General features: G+C 70.7%; 16 protein-coding genes. 12 read left to right on the forward strand and 4 right to left on the reverse strand.

Annotated elements, in window-relative coordinates; all coding sequences use genetic code 11:
* The first annotated feature begins 10 nt into the window (after positions 1-10).
* The 3 genes from ACFFCA_RS11035 to ACFFCA_RS11045 are packed head-to-tail and all read left to right on the forward strand — an operon-like array spanning position 11 to position 5640.
* A complete protein-coding gene (locus ACFFCA_RS11035; protein WP_375484693.1) occupies positions 11-2806 on the forward strand; it encodes a hypothetical protein in 2796 nt (931 codons plus the stop codon).
* Entirely contained in the window at positions 2806-3939 is a 1134-nt protein-coding gene (locus ACFFCA_RS11040) for a hypothetical protein (RefSeq protein ID WP_375484695.1), read from the forward strand. Before ACFFCA_RS11035 ends, ACFFCA_RS11040 begins: the two co-directional genes overlap by 1 nt.
* 51 nt (positions 3940-3990) lie before the next feature.
* Positions 3991-5640 (forward strand): N-acetylmuramoyl-L-alanine amidase, encoded by a 1650-nt coding sequence (locus ACFFCA_RS11045; protein WP_375484697.1) that lies wholly within the window; start codon positions 3991-3993, stop codon positions 5638-5640.
* On the opposite strand, the gene ACFFCA_RS11050 is transcribed toward ACFFCA_RS11045, so the two are convergent.
* A complete protein-coding gene (locus tag ACFFCA_RS11050) occupies positions 5637-6056 on the reverse strand; it encodes a cupin domain-containing protein (protein WP_375484699.1) in 420 nt (139 codons plus the stop codon). The genes ACFFCA_RS11045 and ACFFCA_RS11050 overlap by 4 nt on opposite strands.
* Before the next feature lie 4 nt (positions 6057-6060).
* The gene (locus ACFFCA_RS11055) at positions 6061-6504 is read right to left on the reverse strand and encodes a GNAT family N-acetyltransferase (RefSeq protein WP_375484701.1); all 444 of its coding nucleotides are present in this window, start codon (positions 6502-6504) and stop codon (positions 6061-6063) included.
* A gap of 52 nt (positions 6505-6556) precedes the next feature.
* On the opposite strand from ACFFCA_RS11055, the gene ACFFCA_RS11060 reads away from it, so the two are divergent.
* Positions 6557-6916 carry an FKBP-type peptidyl-prolyl cis-trans isomerase gene (locus ACFFCA_RS11060; protein WP_375484729.1) on the forward strand — a complete coding sequence of 120 codons (360 nt, stop codon included), beginning with the start codon at positions 6557-6559 and terminating at the stop codon, positions 6914-6916.
* 42 nt (positions 6917-6958) lie between these two features.
* Here ACFFCA_RS11060 and ACFFCA_RS11065 read toward each other — a convergent pair whose 3' ends face one another.
* Entirely contained in the window at positions 6959-7984 is a 1026-nt protein-coding gene (locus tag ACFFCA_RS11065) for an Lrp/AsnC family transcriptional regulator (protein ID WP_375484703.1), read from the reverse strand.
* An 80-nt stretch (positions 7985-8064) separates the two neighbouring features.
* Here ACFFCA_RS11065 and ACFFCA_RS11070 point away from each other — a divergent pair, with 80 nt between their 5' ends.
* The gene (locus ACFFCA_RS11070) at positions 8065-9666 is read left to right on the forward strand and encodes a DHA2 family efflux MFS transporter permease subunit (RefSeq protein ID WP_375484705.1); all 1602 of its coding nucleotides are present in this window, start codon (positions 8065-8067) and stop codon (positions 9664-9666) included.
* Between the two features lie 99 nt (positions 9667-9765).
* Here ACFFCA_RS11070 and ACFFCA_RS11075 read toward each other — a convergent pair whose 3' ends face one another.
* Entirely contained in the window at positions 9766-10812 is a 1047-nt protein-coding gene (locus ACFFCA_RS11075; protein ID WP_375484707.1) for a type IV toxin-antitoxin system AbiEi family antitoxin domain-containing protein, read from the reverse strand.
* A gap of 251 nt (positions 10813-11063) precedes the next feature.
* On the opposite strand from ACFFCA_RS11075, the gene ACFFCA_RS11080 reads away from it, so the two are divergent.
* From ACFFCA_RS11080 to nuoF, 7 genes are all read left to right on the forward strand, one after another.
* Complete coding sequence (locus ACFFCA_RS11080; RefSeq protein ID WP_375484709.1) at positions 11064-12398, forward strand: geranylgeranyl reductase family protein; 1335 nt, start codon at positions 11064-11066, stop codon at positions 12396-12398.
* A gap of 110 nt (positions 12399-12508) precedes the next feature.
* The gene (locus tag ACFFCA_RS11085; RefSeq protein ID WP_375484711.1) at positions 12509-12871 is read left to right on the forward strand and encodes an NADH-quinone oxidoreductase subunit A; all 363 of its coding nucleotides are present in this window, start codon (positions 12509-12511) and stop codon (positions 12869-12871) included.
* Between the two features lie 7 nt (positions 12872-12878).
* A complete protein-coding gene (locus tag ACFFCA_RS11090; protein WP_375484713.1) occupies positions 12879-13418 on the forward strand; it encodes a NuoB/complex I 20 kDa subunit family protein in 540 nt (179 codons plus the stop codon).
* A 3-nt stretch (positions 13419-13421) separates the two neighbouring features.
* Entirely contained in the window at positions 13422-14183 is a 762-nt protein-coding gene (locus ACFFCA_RS11095; protein ID WP_375484715.1) for an NADH-quinone oxidoreductase subunit C, read from the forward strand.
* On the forward strand, positions 14180-15505 hold the full coding sequence (locus tag ACFFCA_RS11100; RefSeq protein ID WP_375484717.1) for an NADH-quinone oxidoreductase subunit D: 1326 nt from the start codon (positions 14180-14182) through the stop codon (positions 15503-15505). Before ACFFCA_RS11095 ends, ACFFCA_RS11100 begins: the two co-directional genes overlap by 4 nt.
* A complete protein-coding gene (gene nuoE / locus ACFFCA_RS11105; RefSeq protein WP_375484719.1) occupies positions 15502-16410 on the forward strand; it encodes an NADH-quinone oxidoreductase subunit NuoE in 909 nt (302 codons plus the stop codon). Before ACFFCA_RS11100 ends, nuoE begins: the two co-directional genes overlap by 4 nt.
* Positions 16410-17735 carry an NADH-quinone oxidoreductase subunit NuoF gene (nuoF, locus tag ACFFCA_RS11110; protein ID WP_375484721.1) on the forward strand — a complete coding sequence of 442 codons (1326 nt, stop codon included), beginning with the start codon at positions 16410-16412 and terminating at the stop codon, positions 17733-17735. The genes nuoE and nuoF overlap by 1 nt, the downstream gene beginning before the upstream one ends.
* Positions 17736-17747 lie beyond the last annotated feature (12 nt).

A 17747-nucleotide genomic window follows, 5' to 3' on the forward strand; every position in this document is an offset into this window, starting at 1 on the left:
GGAGTCACGGATGACGGGGTACAGCTTCGACGAGGCAACCTTGTCCTCGAAGGCCAATGTGGATCCCTGGAAGATGCACCGGCAGCTGCACACGGGTGATCCGGCCGCGATCGAGTCGCTGGCAACGGCCTTCTTCAAGGCAAGCGGACACTCGTCCGAGGCGACGTCGTCGCTCAAGTTGTGGAAAACCTACGTCGGACAGGGCTACAAGACGCAGGGCTCCTCGCCGTTGGACGTGAACGCCGAGGCACACAAGATGGCCAAGAGCAGCGAGCTCGGTCATCGGCACACCTACCAGATCGCCAAGATCCTGCGCGGCGTCGGGAGCGACCTGGACACCGCGACGGTCCAGGCCGGCACCGAGGTGACGGCGCTGAACTCGCGGATCACCTCACTGGTCGCGCAGTACAACCAGCTGGTGACGCTGTACCACCACACCGGTGAGGACCGTGAGCCGAACAACGGCGAGGACGCCGCGCTGCTGGCCATCTTCAACCAGGCGGTGGCCGCCACCAGGTCGCACGGCGGGACGGTCAAGCACCTGCTGACCGGTTACGAGACCAGCCTGCACGGCGCACTGAAGTCGATGGCCGATCTCGGCTACGTGCCGCCGGACGGCCACGACGAGGGCCCGGGCGGGATCGACCTCAGCGCCGGGACCAAGGACGGCAAGACCACCGTGTCCGCCGCGAAGAGCGGCAACAAGGCGCAGCTGCAGCAGTCGACGTACGCACTGAGCATCATCAACGACGCCATCAAGCATCACGGGGGCCACGTCGGCGACGACGAGTACGCCTACCTGTACTCCTACTACGACCAGACCGCCGGGCACTCCGGCACCATCTGGCACGCCGTCAAGGGCGACGCCACGCTGAAGAACGGTGCCGGGCAGGCCTACGCGAACGGGCTGCTCAACCTCACCCGCGGCGCGGAACAGACCGACGACAACGGTGTCGGCCCGTACGTGCGCAACGAGCACGGCGTCGGCACCTTCGGCCGCGGCGGTGTCGACGGGCTTCCGGCGTCGGTGCAGGACGTGCTGAAATCGAATCTCGGGGTGGTCAAAGACGCCGGGTCGCAGCCGATGCGGCGCGCCGAGTACGTCGACGGCCACTGGGTCATCCCCAACCTGGGCAACGACCAGGGTTTCACCTCGCTGCTGAGCCTCGCGTCCAAGGACATGAACGGCGGCACCGAGTTCTCGCAGACCCTGGGCGAGGCGGGCCTGCGGTGGAAGCAGCAACTGAACACGATCGACCACAACACGTACAACTGGGTGAAGTCCCATGACAGCAACCCGACCCACAACGGCGCACCCGACGTCGATCCGAAGAAGCTGAAGCTTCCTGACGGCTTCACCGGGAAGTTCGACCACAACGGCAACCCGATCAACGACGACACGTTGTCCTCGCAGGCGCTGCAGACCATGTCGTCGAACCAGACGGCGGCCACCAACTTCCTGCTCGACGCCCACGACCGCCGCACGTTGCTGGGTGAGAACTGGAACCACGACACGGGTGCGGCCGCGACCCTGCTGACCGGGACGGCGCCCGACCCGTCCGGCAGGACCCTGCGCAACCAGGCCGCGCTCGACGTCATGCGCGACGCCGGCCACGACTACAAGCACCTCGACGCGCTCGCCTCGACCGACGTGAAGCGCGCCCTGACGCTGGTCGCCACGCAACACCTCGACACCTTCGCCCAGGACATCCCGCCCAACGCCCACCCCGGGGACGGGTTGATCCTGACGGGCATCGACGGCAAGCCCGAGCACGGGGTCTTCCTCAACATCGGCGATCAGGCGAACTACCTGAAGCTGGTGGCCGGGTTCGGCGGCAACGACTTCGGCCTGCTGCACGCCGCAGCCATGGAACGCGGGGCGCAGTACGTCGCCCACGGCATCCAGATCGGCGGCGAGCACGGCCAGGAGGCGCGCACCATGGCGTCCCTGCTCAACTCGCGGGTGAACAACGCCGCGGTGGCATCGGCCAACGACACCATCCGCGCGAATATCGATGGGCACGGCAAGCAGGACGCCGCCGCGTTCCTGGCCGAGCAGAAGGCCGCGACCCAGAGCTGGGTGAAGACGCTGACCACGGACGGCATCGGCGTCGTGCTCGGGGGCGCCAGCCTGGTGGCCCCGGAGGTCGCGTTGCCGGCGCTCGGTGCGCTCGACTACGTCAACTCGACGGCCAGCACGGTCGACGGCGACCTCGGCGGACCCAACGGTCCGGACCCCGCCGTCGTCGCGTCCATCCAGCACATCCAGTCGGACCTCAAGGACGTCAGCGCGATCCCGACGGCGACGGCGCAGTCGGCGCTCGACACCGACGCCGCTCAGCAATGGGTGGCGGTGCGCGCCCAGGACCTGCTGCCGCAGAGCTACCTGCACACCGCCGGCGCGAGCGAGCTGCAGGCCCACGCCGAGGCCATGGCCCTGTCGGCTGACGGCCGCCCCAAGTCCGACTTCGGCTATACCCCGGGCAGTGACGTCAGTGGCCAGCTGAACGACGTGATGCGCTCCACCTACGGACCGGACCGCGGATTGGTCGACGCCACGCACGGCTACGAGGAGGACATGTCCGCACCGAACGGCCAGGACGTCTCCTTCGGCGGCGGCAAGATCGACAACGATCAGCGCAACCTGTACGAGGACTCCGGCGCCTGGGGCAGCGGTGACACCCAGCACTCCATCGTCTACGGCGACGACTCGACCTACAAGTGGGTGGACGGCCCGCCGATGTCGCCCCGCGAGCCGCACTGGGCCACGTACCACTGGGTGCCCGAGGACAACAGCCCGAAATGATGAGGCGCGCCCTGTGCGTCGCGGTCCTGCTGATCGTCTCGACGGCGGCGGTGGCGTGCGACAGCTCGAAAGCCGGCACCGGACCCAGCTCCGGCGGGCGGACCGCGACGGCAGCCGGCTGCCCCGCGACGGCGCTCGCCGAACCGATCTACGGTGGCGCCTCCGGTGTGCTCGACGTGACGGTCGGCGCGACGGGCCTCGCTGGTTTCGCCCGGGTCGATGCGCGCACGGGACGGGTGCACGCGGTCTGCCAGGGAGCAACGCTGACGAGCAGCGTCTCGCCGGGAGGGCAGCTCGGCTTCAGCGGCAGCGTCAACGACGATTTCGCCCTGACGACCGAGTTCTCGGTCCTGTTCGGGCCGCACAACTATCTGCCCGCGCCCACGCGTGGGGATCCTGCGGTCGTGCGGACGGTGGTGGACGTTCGTAGCGGAGCACGCGCACAGCTGGGTTTCACCGGCTGGACGATCCTCGCGGTGACCCGCTCCGGGCTGCTGCTCGAGCGGGCGAACCTGGCCTCGACGCACGCGGTGACGGCCACCGACTTCTGCGTCCTCGCCAACGTCAAGGACGGGGTGTCGTCATGTCGCCCGGTGCCCGGCGCCCGTGGGCCCGGGTTGGCGCTGGCCGGTCAGGACGGCCGCATCAGCTGGGCGCCGACGCGGTTCGTGCCGGCGCGTTTCGGTCAGCTGCGCGGGTCCGCCATCGCCGCAGGGAGCGGCATCGTCGCCTTCACTCAGGCGGCGGCGCGCGGCACGGCCACGACGGGGTCGGGACAGTTCCAGACCTCCATCGACCGGCGAGTGGTGATGTATCGACACGCCACGGGTTCGGACCTGACCTGGTCCGTCGTGGGGACCGCCGGAAGCACCTCGGTGACCGGCGCGGAACGCGTTGCCGAGGCGCCGGCCATCGACGCGCCGGGCAGCGGTTTCCTCGCCAGCGCGGACGGAACCGGACTGATGTTCCTGCTCTCGGACGCGTCGGCCGGTGCGGGAGTGACCCTGACGTCCGTGCGCGCCGGATCCGCCCGAACGACCCGACTGGCGATCGGGCAACCCGCGGGTGGGCCGCGGCTGACCGGCGAATCGTCTCTCGTGTCCTGGCCGTCGATTGCTCGCGAGACGCCCTGATCCGGGCGATCTTGTCCGCCGTCGCGGGACGCGCCGGGTAGCGTGCCTGCGGTGACAGCCGTTCGGTGCCGCGCCGCGGTGGTGGCGCTCTTCGTCGCCGTCGTGGCCGTGGCGGGCTGCAGCTCGGGCAGCACGGCCCGTCACCGCGACAAGAGCACCTCGCCGGCCCCGTCGTCTGTCCCCGCCTCGTCGACCGCAGCGCCGAGCAGGAGCTCCTCTTCTGCGTCCGCGTCCTCGTCGGCGAGTCGGGCGCCCCGCCGCTCGACGGCGTCGACGTCGACGTCCGCCGCCGGGTCCGGGGCCGGAGGGTTGGGCAGCGCCGCCCGCGCAGCAGTGCGTTACGCCAACGCTCACGGCATGTACTCCGGCGTCGCCGTTCTTGACACGAAGACCGGTGCTTTGACCACCGCCGGCGTGGCCACGCAGAGCTTCGCCAGCGCGTCGGTGGCCAAGGTGCTCATCGCCGCGCGGCTGCTCGCCGAGCACCGAATGACCGGCACCACGGCCACCCGGGCGGCGTCGATGATCACCCGGTCCGACAACGACGCGGCGTGGGCGCTGTACCCGCAGGTCGGCAAGGACGGGCTGGAGCCCTGGGTCGAGAAGCACTTCGGTGTGCCCGGCCTGGGCGGCCCGCCCTCGATGCCGGGCATCTGGGGCAGCACGCAACTGACGGCCCGCGGCCTGGTGCAGCTCTACGCCAAGCTCAAGGCCGACCCGACGGTGTGGCCGTGGCTCTCGTCGCACCTGCACGCCTACCAACAGCGCTCGGCCGGCGGCGAGCCGAACGCGTTCGGGTTCGCGACGGCGCAGCCCTCGGCGGGGGTCAAGAACGGCTGGGACACCAACCGCGACCCCGCCCACCCGAGCAACGCGATCATCAACAGCACCGGCTTCGTGGGCCACGACCGGTACGCCGTCGCCGTGCTGTCCGAGGGCGGTCACGCGCTGTACTTCACCCGCGGCGAAGCGGTCGTCACCCAGCAGGCCCGGCTGATCACCGCGGCGACGACATCGGCCGCGACGGCGGGCCCGAGCAGCGCGTCGCCGCTGGTCGTCCTCGACCCGGGTCACAACGGCGGCAACGCCGCGCACCTGTCGACGATCAACCGTTCGGTGTACGCGGGATACGGCGAGCACAAGCCGTGCAACACGACCGGTACCGAGACGAACTCCGGCTACCCCGAGCACGCGTTCACCTGGGACGTCAGCAAGCACGTGCGGACGATCCTGCAGGCGCACGGTGTACGGGTGCGGATGACGCGCAGCAGCGACTCCGGCGTCGGGCCGTGCGTCGACGTCCGCGCCCGCCTCGAGAGCGCTCCCGGTGTCGCGTTGTCCGTGGCCATCCACGCCGACGGCGCGCCGTCGTCCGGGCACGGGTTCCACGTCAACGAGGACCGCCGACGTCCCGAGGGCGCGTCCGCCGCCACCGTCGCCCGCACCACCGCGCTGGGCAAGGACCTGCACCGTGCGCTCGTCGCGTCGTCCGGTCTCGTCCCGTCGACCTACATCGGCTCGGACGGTTACTACTACCGGACCGACCTGGCGGGGCTGAACCTGACCACCACGCCCACGTCGTTCCTCGAGCTGGGCAACATGCGCAATGCCCACGACGCCGCGCTGCAGCGGTCGGCGAGCGGCCGGGAGCGGATCGCCGCCGCGGTCGCCGCGGGCATCCTGGCCTACCTGGGGCGTTAGCGCCGCTGACCTTCGTCGTCGAGCAGCTCGAAGTCGGCGAAGTCGAAGCCGGGGGAGACCACGCAGGCGACGAGCGTCGTGGCGTCCCCGGCCGGGCGGGCGGTCTGCCACTCGTCCGCGTCGACGAGATGCTGGCCGCCCTCGTGCAGGACGTGGTCGGCGGTGTCACCGGGGTGGTCACGGGTGCCGCCGGTCGTCACGACCACCGGGCCGCCGCCCTGCCACAGCCACAGCTCCGGCGAACGGACGCGGTGCCACGCCGACACCTGGCCGGGCTCGAGCAGGAACGCGACGCAGGTGGCCACGGGCCGCTCACCGCGAGGCGTGGCGACGAGCTGCGGGTGCCGCCACGTCTCGCGGTACCACCCACCCTCCGGGTGCGGCGCCATGCCCAGCGCCACGGGATCCAGGGTCATGTCGTCACTCCGCCCGACGCATCGGGACGTGCGGGATCCCGTCCTCGACGAACTCCTCGCCGTCGCGGACGAACCCGAAGCGGGCGTACCACTGCTCGAGGTAGCTCTGCGCGTCGAGCAGGACGGCGCGCTCGCCGGCGAGCTCCAGCGCGCGCTGCATCAGCCGCGCGGCCAGGCCCTGGCCCCGGGCGCGCTTCGCGGTGGCGACGCGCCCGATCCGGGCGGTGCCGTCGGGGTCGTCGAGCAGGCGCAACGTGGCCAGCACGGCGCCGTCCCGTTCGAGCCAGAGCTGACGGGCGCCCGGCTCGAGATCGCGGCCGTCGAGGTCGGCGTACACGCAGTCCTGCTCGACGACGAACACGTCCGTCCGCAGCGCCAGGATCCGGTACAGCGTGGTCGGATCCAGCTCGACGAGCAGCGCGTCACGGACTTCTGCGGCGGCGTCCACGTCGGTCGACGCTAGCGCCGGGCCGTCCGTCGTGTTGGATGGGGCCATGGCCCTGAGCAAACCAGTCATCGAGTACCCGGGCGGCGAGCCCCCGACGGACCTCCAGATCGAGGACATCGTCGTGGGCGAGGGCGCCGAGGCCAAGCCCGGCGACACGGTCGAGGTGCACTACGTCGGCGTGGAGTTCCACTCGGGCGAGGAGTTCGACGCCTCGTGGAACCGCGGCGAGTCGATCGAGTTCCCGCTGCGCGGCCTCATCCAGGGCTGGCAGGAGGGCATCCCCGGCATGAAGGTCGGCGGCCGCCGCCAGCTGACCATCCCGCCGGAGAAGGCCTACGGCCCGGCCGGTGGCGGTCACCGCCTCTCGGGCGAGACGCTGGTGTTCGTCATCGACCTGCTCGACGTCAAGTAGTCACTGCCGGATAGTCACTGCCGGGTAGTCACTGCCGGGCAGTCATTGCGGGGCCGGCGCGAGGCGATGGCCGTCGACCATCGCCCCGGCCTGTTTCACGTGCCGCAGCACGGGCACGACCTCGAGGCTCTGCACTCCGGCGATCGCGCCCACCCGGGCGGTGACGAACGAGTAGAGATGTTCGACGTCGCGGCACACCACGGTGGCGGTCAGGTTCTGCGGCCCGGTGATCGCGCCTGCGAACGCCACCTCGGGCGTGAGGGCCAGGGCCTCGCCGGCGCGGTGGAGCTCGGCCGGTGTCACCGACAGCCACAGCGTCGCGGCGCACCGCATGCCCAGGTCGGCCACCGACACGTCGACGTCCAGGTAGAGCGCACCGCCCTCGACAAGCGCGCGGAGTCGCCGCGCCGCCCGGGCCTCGGTGACGCCCAGGCCCTGGGCCAGCCGGGCGTACGACGTGCGCCCGTCGGCGGTGAGCAGCTCGACCAGGGTCAGGTCGTCCGCGTCGACGGCGTACCGCGCGTCGGCAGCGGGCGGCTGCAGGTCCATCGTCTCCAGTACGGCGCGCGTCTCGTCGTCGTCCAGCAGGTCGGCCAGTCCGGCCCAGTCGTCGGTGGCGGTCCGCCCGGCGCCGATGAAGCGGTGCAGCAGCATGGCGGCCGAGATGTCGAGCACCGGGGCGGTGCGCGGCAGCCGCTGCATGAGCAGTTCCTCGCGCGCCTGCGTCGTCCGCGAGCGCAGCACGCAGAGGATCTCGGACCCGCCGGCGGCGAGCGTCACCCAGCTCAGGTCGTCGCGCTGGGCGAGGGCCTGGGCCAACGACACCGCCCCGCTCGGCTTGCACCGCACCCGTACGACCCAGTTGCTCTGGCGGAGCGCGGTGGGACTGAGCACCGCCGTCACCCGGACGATGCCCGCCTTCTGCATGCGCCGGTAGCGGCGGGCTGCGGTCTGCTCGGACACCCGCAGGATCTCGGCCAGGACGCGGAACGGGATGCGCGGGGACAGCTGCAGGCCACGAATGATCTTGGCGTCGAGCTCGTCCACGGTGGCGGTTTCCGACAGCACGACGTCGATTGTGGCGGATCCTGCCGACATCGTCGCTGCGAGCTGCTGCGCTGTCACCCCCGCGCGGGATCGTTTCGGGCATGGAAACCACGGGACTGAAGAAGTGGCTGCCGCTCGTCACGGTCTGCCTGGGCACGTTCATGCTCCTCATCGACGTCACGATCGTGAACGTGGCGCTGCCGGACATCGCCGGTGACCTCAAGACGTCGTTCGGCTCGCTGCAGTGGGTCGTCGACGCGTACGCGCTCTCGCTGGCCGCGCTCGTGCTGGGCACCGGCTCGATCGCCGACAAGGTGGGGCACCGCCGCGCCTACGTCGCCGGGCTCGCGCTGTTCGCGGCGGCGTCGATGGTGTGCGGCGTCTCGCCGAACGTCGGCGCGCTCATCGCCGCCCGCACGGTGCAGGGCGTCGGGGCCGCGGCCATGTTCGCGACCACGTTCGCGCTGCTGAACTCCAACTACTCCGGGCGCGACCGCGGCACCGCCTACGGCCTGTGGGGCGCGGTGTCCGGCGCGTCGGCCGCCGTCGGGCCCATCCTCGGCGGGGTCCTCACCGAGGGTGCGTCGTGGCGCTGGATCTTCTTCGTCAACGTGCCGGCCAGCGTGCTGGCCATCGTGCTGTGCGTGGTCGCCCTGAAGGACGCGAGCGCGACCGTCACGTCGCGGGTCGACGTCGCCGGCATGGCGCTGTTCACGGCGAGCGCGGCGTCGCTCACCTACGGCCTCATCCGATCGAACGAGGACGGCTGGGCCGAGGTCGGCAGCTGGGCGTGGCTCGTCGCGGCGCCGGTCTTCCTGCTCGCGTTCGTTCTGGTCGAGACCCGGGTGGCCGCGCCGATGCTCGACCTGGGGCTGCTGCGCAACCGCTCGTTCGTCGGTGTCCTGCTCGCCGGCCTGGTGCTGACCCTCGCTGCGTTCACGTCCTTCACCTACGTGTCCATCTGGCTGCAGTCGGTGCTGGGCCTGTCGCCCATCCAGGCTGGCCTCACCGGCCTGCCGCTGTCGATCGCCGCGTTCGCGGTGTCGGCCGGCATCGGGCGGTTCCTGCACGGCGGCCGCACCGGGCTGATCATCGGCGGCGGCCTGCTGCTCATCGGCGCCGGCGGGCTGGCCAACGCCGCGCTGGTGCACGGCTCGGCGTCGTGGCCGGAGCTCATTCCGGGCTTTGTGCTCGTCGGTTTCGGGGTCGGGCTGGCGACGCCGACGCTGGGTTCGGCCGCGATGAGCGCGGTCCCGGTCGAGCGCGGCGGCATGGCGGCCGGCGCGGTCAACACGGCACGCCAGCTCGGCTTCGCGCTCGGCATCGCCACCCTGGGCACGGTGTTCGCCGCGCGGGCGACGCACGTGCTGTCCGGGCGGGGCGTGCCGTCGTCGGGTGCGGTCGCCAAGGCGCTGTCGGGCGGCCAGGCCCGGGCGGTGCTGGGTCGCGCGCCGGTGTCGCGACGTGGGGCGCTGGACTCGGCCCTGCACGCGGCGGCCGTCGGCGGCGTGCAGTGGGCCTTCGTGATCAGCGGGATCGCGGCCCTCCTCGCCGGGGTGGCGGTGTTGGTGCTGATGCGCCCCGCGCGCGAGGCGGCACCCGCCGCGCCCGGCTCGCCGTCCGAGCCCGGCTCGCCGTCCGCGGCCGGTTCGCCGTCCGAGCCCGAAACCGCGTCGGCGGCGAGCGAACCCGCCCCGGCCTGACGCCGTCCCGTTATCCGCCTCTCTCACGCGGTGGTCGGTTTCCTGGTCGAAATCGCGCCACCGCGTGAGAGAAGCTCGCCGTCAGCGGCCGCGAGCTCGTCAACAGCGGCCGAGTGCCGCCCAGAGGTAGGCGCTGGTCGTGGCCCAGGTGTCCTCGACGTCGGCCTGGATGACCCGCTCGATACGGAACCCGAGGGGCCGGATGAGCGCCTCGCGCTGCTTCTCGCGCCAATTCGCGTCCCCGACGTACTTGGTCCGGCCGTCGGCCTCGAGGACGAGCCGGTGCTCGGGCCAACAGAAGTCGACACGCAGCGGCCACCGGCGTCCGGGCAGGAAGATCTCGTACTGCAGCTCGGGCGGCGGGAAGCCACTGTCGTGCAGGGCGAGCCGCACCACCGATTCCAACGGCGACTCGGCGCGCGGGTCGGCAAACCTGATGACTTCGCGCGCCTGCCGCACCCCGTACCACCCGCGGGCCCAGTCCAGCGCCGACTCGAGTTCCGCCCGCGTGGTCAGCTTTTGACGGAGCGCGGCGTCTGCAGCCATCAGGCCGGCACGACGGTCGTGGCGGGCGAGGTCCACGCACGTCCGCGCCGGTGTGGTGACGGCGGTGCCGAACCACTCGGTGACGTCGGCCGGTTCGAGGGCGGCGACCCGGGACCCGTGGCGCGCGTTGCCCCGACGTGCCGCCGTCAAGGACGCGGTGCCCGGCACCTGACGCGTCGGCAGCCCGTGCAGCACCGCCGCGCCCGGCCTGCTGACGGCATGCCCCGGGTTGGCCAACGCGGCCCCGGCACAGCGGATCGCGCACCGCCGACGGGCAAGCACCCAGCGGTCGTCGTCGGACGGATCGATCAGCGAGACGATGCCCGGTTGCGGCGCTGACCAAAGACCGTCACGAACCAGCCTGCGGACGACGTGACGGGCCACGCCGGCCTCGGCCAGCTGGCGTGAGGTCACGACCGTTCCCTGCTCGGCGGCGAGAGCGGCCGGCACCGGGTACTCGTGCGCCGCCCGGTCCAGCTGAGTCCGCCACCACCGCTGCCACGAATCGGTCTCGTGCACGACGATCCGGGCGTCGCTACCGGGCTGCGCGTGCACCAGGACGTTGTCCAGGTACCAGCCGGGGTCGGGCAGCTCGAACACCCGTCGATCGTGCCGCCGCAGACCGGTGCCGACGGCTTGTCCACAGGGCTGATCGACCTCTCTGACGCGGTGGCGCGCTCCGGGCCGGAAATCGCGCCAGCGTGTCGGAGAGGACGACGAGAGCGAGGGCGACGAGCCCTCAGGTCGAGGCATACACTCGGCTGAGAACGCTCGTGAAGGCGTTCACAAAGTCCGCGGACGGACCTCGCCGCCGCCCGGCACCGGACAGTCAGCACAGACCAGGAGCGCGCATGTCCACACCGGCCGTCGAGCAGGTCGCGGCGCAGCCGGCCACCGAACAGGCCGACGACGCGAACACCGCCGACGTCGTCGTGGTCGGGGCCGGCCCGGCCGGGTCCAGTGCTGCCTACTGGCTGGCCACCGCCGGGCTCGACGTCGCGCTGGTCGAGAAGACGACGTTCCCGCGCGAGAAGGTCTGCGGCGACGGCCTGACCCCGCGCGGCACCAAGGCCCTGGTCGACATGGGCATCGACGTCAGCGAGAGCAACGGCTGGCTGCACAACCGCGGCCTGCGCGTGGTCGGCGGCGGCCAGCGACTGCACCTGGACTGGCCCGAGCTCACGACGTTCCCGCCCTTCGGCCTCGTCCGCCCCCGCGCCGACCTCGACGCCATGCTGGCGCAGCAGGCCGTGAACGCCGGCGCCCGGCTCTACGACAACACCAGCGTCACCGACCCGGTCCTCGACGGCACCGGCCGCGTGGTCGGCGTCGCGGGCAAGGACAACCGCACCAAGCGCCCGGTCCGCTTCACCGCGCCGCTGGTGCTCACCTGCGAGGGCGTCAGCGGCAAGCTCGCCCAGCGTCTGGACGTCCACCGCAACGACAAGCGCCCGCTGGGCGTCGCCGTCCGCCGCTACTACACGAGCCCGAAGACGAACGACGACTACCTCGAGTCCTGGCTCGAGCTCTGGGACGGCAAGCCCAACGAGTCCGACCTGCTGCCCGGCTACGGCTGGATCTTCGGCATGGGCGACGGCACGGTCAACGCCGGGCTGGGCGTGCTCAACTCCAGCGCCGGTTTCGGCAAGACCGACTACCGCGCCATGCTGACCCGCTGGCTCGACAACACCCCGGAGGAGTGGGGCCTGCGCGAGGAGAACGCGGTCTGCCCGACCCGCGGCGCCGCGCTGCCCATGGGCTTCAACCGCACCCCGCACTACCTGCGTGGGCTGCTGCTCGTCGGCGACTCCGGCGGCAGCGTCAACCCGTTCAACGGCGAGGGCATCCCGTACGCGATGGAGTCCGGCCGCTTCGCCGCCGAGGCCGCCGTCGACGCACTCAAGCAGCCCGCCGGCGACGCCCGCGAGCGGGCCCTGCTGGCCTACCCGCAGCGGATGGCCGACGAGTGGGGCGCCTACTACCGCCTCGGCGGGATCTTCGTGAAGCTCATCGGCAACCCGAAGGTGATGCAGGCCTGCACCCGGCACGGGCTGCCGCACCCGGCCCTGATGCGCTTCGTGCTCAAACTGCTGGCCAACCTCAGCGACCCCGCCGGAGTCACCGAGCGCGATCTGTCGGATCGCGTCATCGGCGTGCTCACCAAGCTCACCCCCGCCGTCCGTTAGGCATGCCTTACCCCAGAACGCCCGGAAGCGCAGGTTTAGCCTGTGATTCGGTGCCGAAAACGCTGACGCCCGCGTCGGCGCGCTTGAAAACGAAGGGAGAACCGCGCTAAATGCTCGCGCCTTACATGCCGATCGTGCTGCTGTTCACGCTCGCGTTCCTGTTCGCCGGGTTCTCCGTCACGATCGCCCCGTTCACGGGCCCGAAGCGTTACAACAAGGCCAAGCTCGACTTCTACGAGTGCGGCATCGAACCAACCCCCGAAGCCGAGGGGCCCAAGCGCTTTCCGATCAAGTACTTCCTGACGGCGATGCTCTTCATCGTCTTCGACATCGAGATCATCTTCCTGTACCCGTACGCCGTGTCGAACAAGGCGCTCGGGCTCTTCGGGCTGGTCGAGATCATCCTCTTTATCGTCACCGTGTTCGTCGCCTACGCCTATGTCTGGCGCCGCGGCGGGCTGGATTGGGACTGAGTCCGCCATGGGTCTTGAAGAGAAGTTGCCGGACGGCGTGCTGCTCGCGTCCGTCGAGAAGCTGGTCAACTGGACGCGCAAGTCCTCGCTGTGGCCGGTGCAGTTCGGCCTCGCGTGCTGCGCCATCGAGATGATGAGCTTCGGCGGACCGCGCTTCGACTCCGCCCGCTTCGGCATGGAGGTCTTCCGCGCCTCGCCGCGCCAGGCCGACCTGATGATCGTCGCCGGCCGGGTGAGCCAGAAGATGGCCCCGGTGCTGCGCCAGATCTACGACCAGATGCCCGAGCCCAAGTGGGTGCTGTCGATGGGCGTCTGCGCCAGCTCCGGCGGCATGTTCAACAACTACGCGATCGTGCAGGGCGTCGACCACGTCGTGCCCGTCGACATGTACCTGCCCGGCTGCCCGCCGCGGCCGGAGATGCTCATCGACGCGATCCTCAAGCTGCACCACAAGATCATGAACGAGCCGCTCGGGCCGAAGCGCGCCAAGAAGCTCGCGGACCAGAAGGTCGAGCTGGTCCCGTCGTCCTACCGGTACGGGCGGTAGACGATGGGTGGTCCGGTAGAGCGCCCCGTGTCGTCCGACTCGGCGCCGGAGCAGTCCGCGGGCAGCGCATCGCCCGCCACGATCGGCACCGGGTCCGGTGGTGTCGGCCCGGCGCACGACGCCCCTTACAGCACGCAGAACCACGGCATGTTCGGCGTCTCGGGCAGCGGTGACACGTCCGGCTTCGGCGGCCTGGTCCGCGAGCCGTGGACGGCGCCCGCCACGGAGCGCCCGTACGGCAGCTACTTCGACGACATCGTGGACGCGCTGTACGACGCCTACCCGCAGGCCGCCGAGGCGATCGACCGGGTCGTCGTCGACCGCAACGAGCTGACCCTGCACCTCAAGCGCGAGCACCTGGTGGACGTCGCCCGCACGCTGCGCGACAACGAGAACCTGCGCTTCGAGCTGTGCTCGTCGGTGTCGGGAGTCGACTACCTCGGCTCGACCAAGCGCCTGCACTCCGTCACGCACCTGACGTCGATGACCTACCGCTACCGGCTGCGCCTCGAGGTGTCGGTCAGCGTCGAGGACCCGCACGTGCCGTCGCTGACCGGCGTCTACCCGACGACCGACTGGCAGGAGCGCGAGACGTTCGACATGTTCGGCATCGTCTACGACGGCCACCCCGCGCTCACCCGCATCCTCATGCCCGACGACTGGGACGGCCACCCGCAGCGCAAGGACTACCCGCTGGGAGGAATCCCCGTCCAGTACAAGGGCGCCGCGATCCCGCCGGCCGACGAGCGGAGGGCTTATAAATGACGAACGTGGAGAACCCGTACGCACCGTCCCGGACCACCACCGAGGGGCGCGTCTTCAACCTCACCGGTGGCGACTGGGACCAGGTCTTCGCGGGCGCCGACCCGATCCACGACGAGCGCCTCGTGCTCAACATGGGCCCGCAGCACCCTTCGACGCACGGCGTGCTGCGGCTGGTCGTCGAGCTCGAGGGCGAGACGGTCACCGACCTGCGCACCGTCATCGGCTATCTGCACACCGGGATCGAGAAGAACACCGAGTTCCGGACGTGGACGCAGGGTGTCACCTTCCTGACCCGCGCCGACTACCTCTCGCCGATCTTCAACGAGACCGTCTACTGCCTCGGTGTCGAGAAGCTGCTCGGCGTCGAGGTGCCCGAGCGTGCCCGGCTCATCCGGGTGCTGATGATGGAGCTCAACCGCGTCTCCTCGCACTGGGTGGCACTGGCCACCGGCGGTATGGAGATGGGTGCGCTGACGGCCATGACCAACGGCCTGCGTGCCCGCGAGCGCTGCCTCGACATGCTCGAGATGATCAGCGGCCTGCGCATGAACCACGCCTACGTGCGCCCCGGCGGCGTCGCGCAGGACCTGCCCGAGAACGCGGTCCCGCGCCTGCGCCAGTGGATCGAGGACATCAGCGGCGAGATCACCGGGCTGCGCGGTCTGCTCAGCGACCAGCCCATCTGGGTGAACCGGCTCAAGGGCGTCGGCTGGCTCGGTGTCGAGGGGTGCATGTCGCTCGGCATCACCGGGCCGATGCTGCGGGCCGCCGGCCTGCCCTGGGACCTGCGCAAGACGGAGCCGTACATGGGTTACGAGAACTTCGACTTCGACGTCCCGACGCAGGAGGGCGGCGACTGCTTCTCGCGCTTCCTGGTCCGCGTCGACGAGATGGCCGAGTCGGTCAAGATCATCGCCCAGGTGCTGGACCGGCTCGAGCCCGGCCCGGTGTGGGTCGACGACCCGAAGATCGCGTGGCCGGCCAAGCTGTCGATCGGCCCCGACGGCATGGGCAACTCCCTCGAGCACGTGCAGCGGATCATGACCTCGTCCATGGAGTCGCTGATCCACCACTTCAAGCTCGTCACCGAGGGCTTCCGGGTGCCGGCCGGCCAGGTGTACTCCGCCGTCGAGTCGCCGCGCGGCGAGCTCGGCGCGCACGTCGTCAGCGACGGCGGCACCCGCCCGTACCGCGTGCACCTGCGTGAGCCCTCCTTCGTGAACCTGCAGGCCACCGCGGCGCTGTCGGTCGGGGGCATGATCTCCGACGTCATCGCCGCGGTCGGCTCGATCGACCCCGTGATGGGGGGAGTGGATCGATGAGCACGTTCGGTACCGGCGGCGCGCTGCCGACCAACGCCGACGCCGGACGCAGCAGCTTCCGCACCAGCGTCATCAACCTCGATCGTCCGGGTGACCCGAACGTGTTCAGCGAGCAGGTCCGGCGTGACGCGGCGAACCTGATCGCGCGCTACCCCGAGGGCCAGGCCCGTTCGGCATTGCTGCCGATGCTGCACCTGGTGCAGTCCGAGCAGGGGTACGTGACATCCGACGGCATCGCCTTCTGCTCCGACGTCCTGGGGCTCACCAAGGCCCAGGTGTCGGCGGTCGTGACGTTCTACACGATGTACAAGCGCACGCCGACCGGTGAGTACCTGGTCAGCGTCTGCACCAACACCCTGTGCGCCCTGCTCGGCGGCGACGAGATCTTCGCCGCCGTCAGCGAGACGCTCGGCGTGGGCAACAACGAGACCACCGACGATGGCCGGTTCACGATCGAGCGCGCCGAGTGCATCGCGGCGTGCGACTACGCGCCGGTCGTCACCGTCAACTACGAGTTCTTCGACAACCAGACGGTCGAGTCGGTGAACCAGCTGCTGGACAGGCTGGCCGACGGCGAGCGCCCGCTGCCCACCCGCGGCGCGCCGCTGTGCTCGTTCAAGCAGGCCGAGCGCCAGATCGCCGGTTTCTTCGCACCCGAGGACTACGCGCTCGAAGCGGCCGCCACCGGTCCGTCCACCGAGGCCGGCGTCACGCTGGCCGTGCAGCGCGGCGACACCGCGCCGTCCTACGCGGTCGACGACAGCAGCGCGCGCACCGGCGAGGACGCCGAGACCGCCGCGCGCACCACCGCCGGGCAAGGCCCGAGCCAGAACGACGCCCCGATGGAAACGGCTGAATCCGACACGGCCAACACCACCGAACCCGGCGCTGAGAAGGAGGACTGATGTCCACCACCCTGACACCGGTTTTGACGAAGCGGTTCGGCACCGACCAGCCGTGGAAGATCGCCAACTACGAACGCCTCGACGGGTACGCCGGGCTGCGCAAGGCGCTCACCATGGCGCCCGACGACCTCATCGCCATGGTCAAGGACTCGAACCTGCGCGGCCGCGGCGGCGCGGGCTTCCCCACCGGCATGAAGTGGCAGTTCATCCCGCAGGCCAAGCCGGGCGAGGACCCCAAGCCGCACTACGTCGTCGTCAACGCCGACGAGAGCGAGCCGGGCACCTGCCGCGACGTGCCGCTGATGATGAACGACCCGCACAGCATGATCGAGGGCATCATCATCGCCTGCTACGCGGTGCGCGCCGAGCACGCCTTCATCTACATCCGCGGCGAGGCCATCCACGCCATCCGCCGCGTCACCGCCGCGGTCGCCGAGGCAGAGGCCGCCGGCTACATCGGCGAGAACATCCTGGGTTCGGGCTTCGGCTGCCGGGTCACCGTGCACGGCGGCGCCGGCGCCTACATCTGTGGCGAGGAGACGGCGCTGCTCGACTCGCTCGAGGGCCGTCGTGGGCAGCCGCGCCTCAAGCCGCCGTTCCCGGCCACGAACGGGCTCTACGACGCCCCGACGGTCGTCAACAACGCCGGCAGCCTGGCGAGCGTGCCCTACATCGTGCTGGGCGGCGCCGACTGGTTCAAGAAGATGGGCCCCGAGGGCTCGCCCGGGCCGTGCATCTACTCGCTGTCCGGCCGCGTCAAGAACCCCGGCCAGTACGAGGCACCGATGGGCACCACGCTGCGCGAGCTCATCGAGCTCGCCGGCGGCATGGCCCGCGGCAAGGAGGTCAAGTTCTGGACGCCCGGCGGCTCGTCGACGCCCATGCTGACCGCCGAGCACCTCGACGTCCCGCTGGACTTCGACGCCGCGGTCAAGGCGGGCTCGATGAACGGCACGTCGGCTCTGATGATCTTCGACGAGGACGACTGTGTCGTGCGCGCCACCTTGAAGTGGAGCGAGTTCTACGAGCACGAGTCCTGTGGCAAGTGCACGCCGTGCCGCGAGGGCACGTACTGGTACGTCGGCATCTACGAGCGACTCGAGCACGGCCACGGCACCGAGGAGGACCTGCAGACGCTGCTGGACCTCTCGGACAACATCCTCGGGCGCTCGTTCTGCGCGCTCGGCGACGGTGCCACCAGCCCGGTGTCGAGCTCGATCAAGTACTTCCGCGACGAGTACTTGGCCCACGTCGAGGGCCATGGCTGTCCCTTCTCCGGAGACATGGGCGACCGGAACCGCGAGCTGGCAGGGGCCACCGCATGACAACCGAGCGAC

This window comes from uncultured Jatrophihabitans sp., from assembly GCF_964252635.1.
In the GTDB taxonomy this organism is placed as follows: Bacteria; Actinomycetota; Actinomycetes; order Mycobacteriales; family Jatrophihabitantaceae; genus Jatrophihabitans.

What these genes read in the sequence shown, in the direction of transcription:
- ACFFCA_RS11040 (WP_375484695.1), top strand. Translation starts at nt 2,806, where the DNA reads ATGAGGCGCGCCCTGTGCGTCGCGGTCCTGCTGATCGTCTCGACGGCG.
- ACFFCA_RS11100 (WP_375484717.1), top strand. Translation starts at nt 14,180, where the DNA reads ATGACGAACGTGGAGAACCCGTACGCACCGTCCCGGACCACCACCGAG.
- ACFFCA_RS11085 (WP_375484711.1), top strand. Translation starts at nt 12,509, where the DNA reads ATGCTCGCGCCTTACATGCCGATCGTGCTGCTGTTCACGCTCGCGTTC.
- ACFFCA_RS11090 (WP_375484713.1), top strand. Translation starts at nt 12,879, where the DNA reads ATGGGTCTTGAAGAGAAGTTGCCGGACGGCGTGCTGCTCGCGTCCGTC.
- nuoF (WP_375484721.1), top strand. Translation starts at nt 16,410, where the DNA reads ATGTCCACCACCCTGACACCGGTTTTGACGAAGCGGTTCGGCACCGAC.
- nuoE (WP_375484719.1), top strand. Translation starts at nt 15,502, where the DNA reads ATGAGCACGTTCGGTACCGGCGGCGCGCTGCCGACCAACGCCGACGCC.
- ACFFCA_RS11080 (WP_375484709.1), top strand. Translation starts at nt 11,064, where the DNA reads ATGTCCACACCGGCCGTCGAGCAGGTCGCGGCGCAGCCGGCCACCGAA.
- ACFFCA_RS11035 (WP_375484693.1), top strand. Translation starts at nt 11, where the DNA reads ATGACGGGGTACAGCTTCGACGAGGCAACCTTGTCCTCGAAGGCCAAT.
- ACFFCA_RS11070 (WP_375484705.1), top strand. Translation starts at nt 8,065, where the DNA reads ATGGAAACCACGGGACTGAAGAAGTGGCTGCCGCTCGTCACGGTCTGC.
- ACFFCA_RS11095 (WP_375484715.1), top strand. Translation starts at nt 13,422, where the DNA reads ATGGGTGGTCCGGTAGAGCGCCCCGTGTCGTCCGACTCGGCGCCGGAG.
- ACFFCA_RS11050 (WP_375484699.1), bottom strand. Translation starts at nt 6,056, where the DNA reads ATGACCCTGGATCCCGTGGCGCTGGGCATGGCGCCGCACCCGGAGGGT.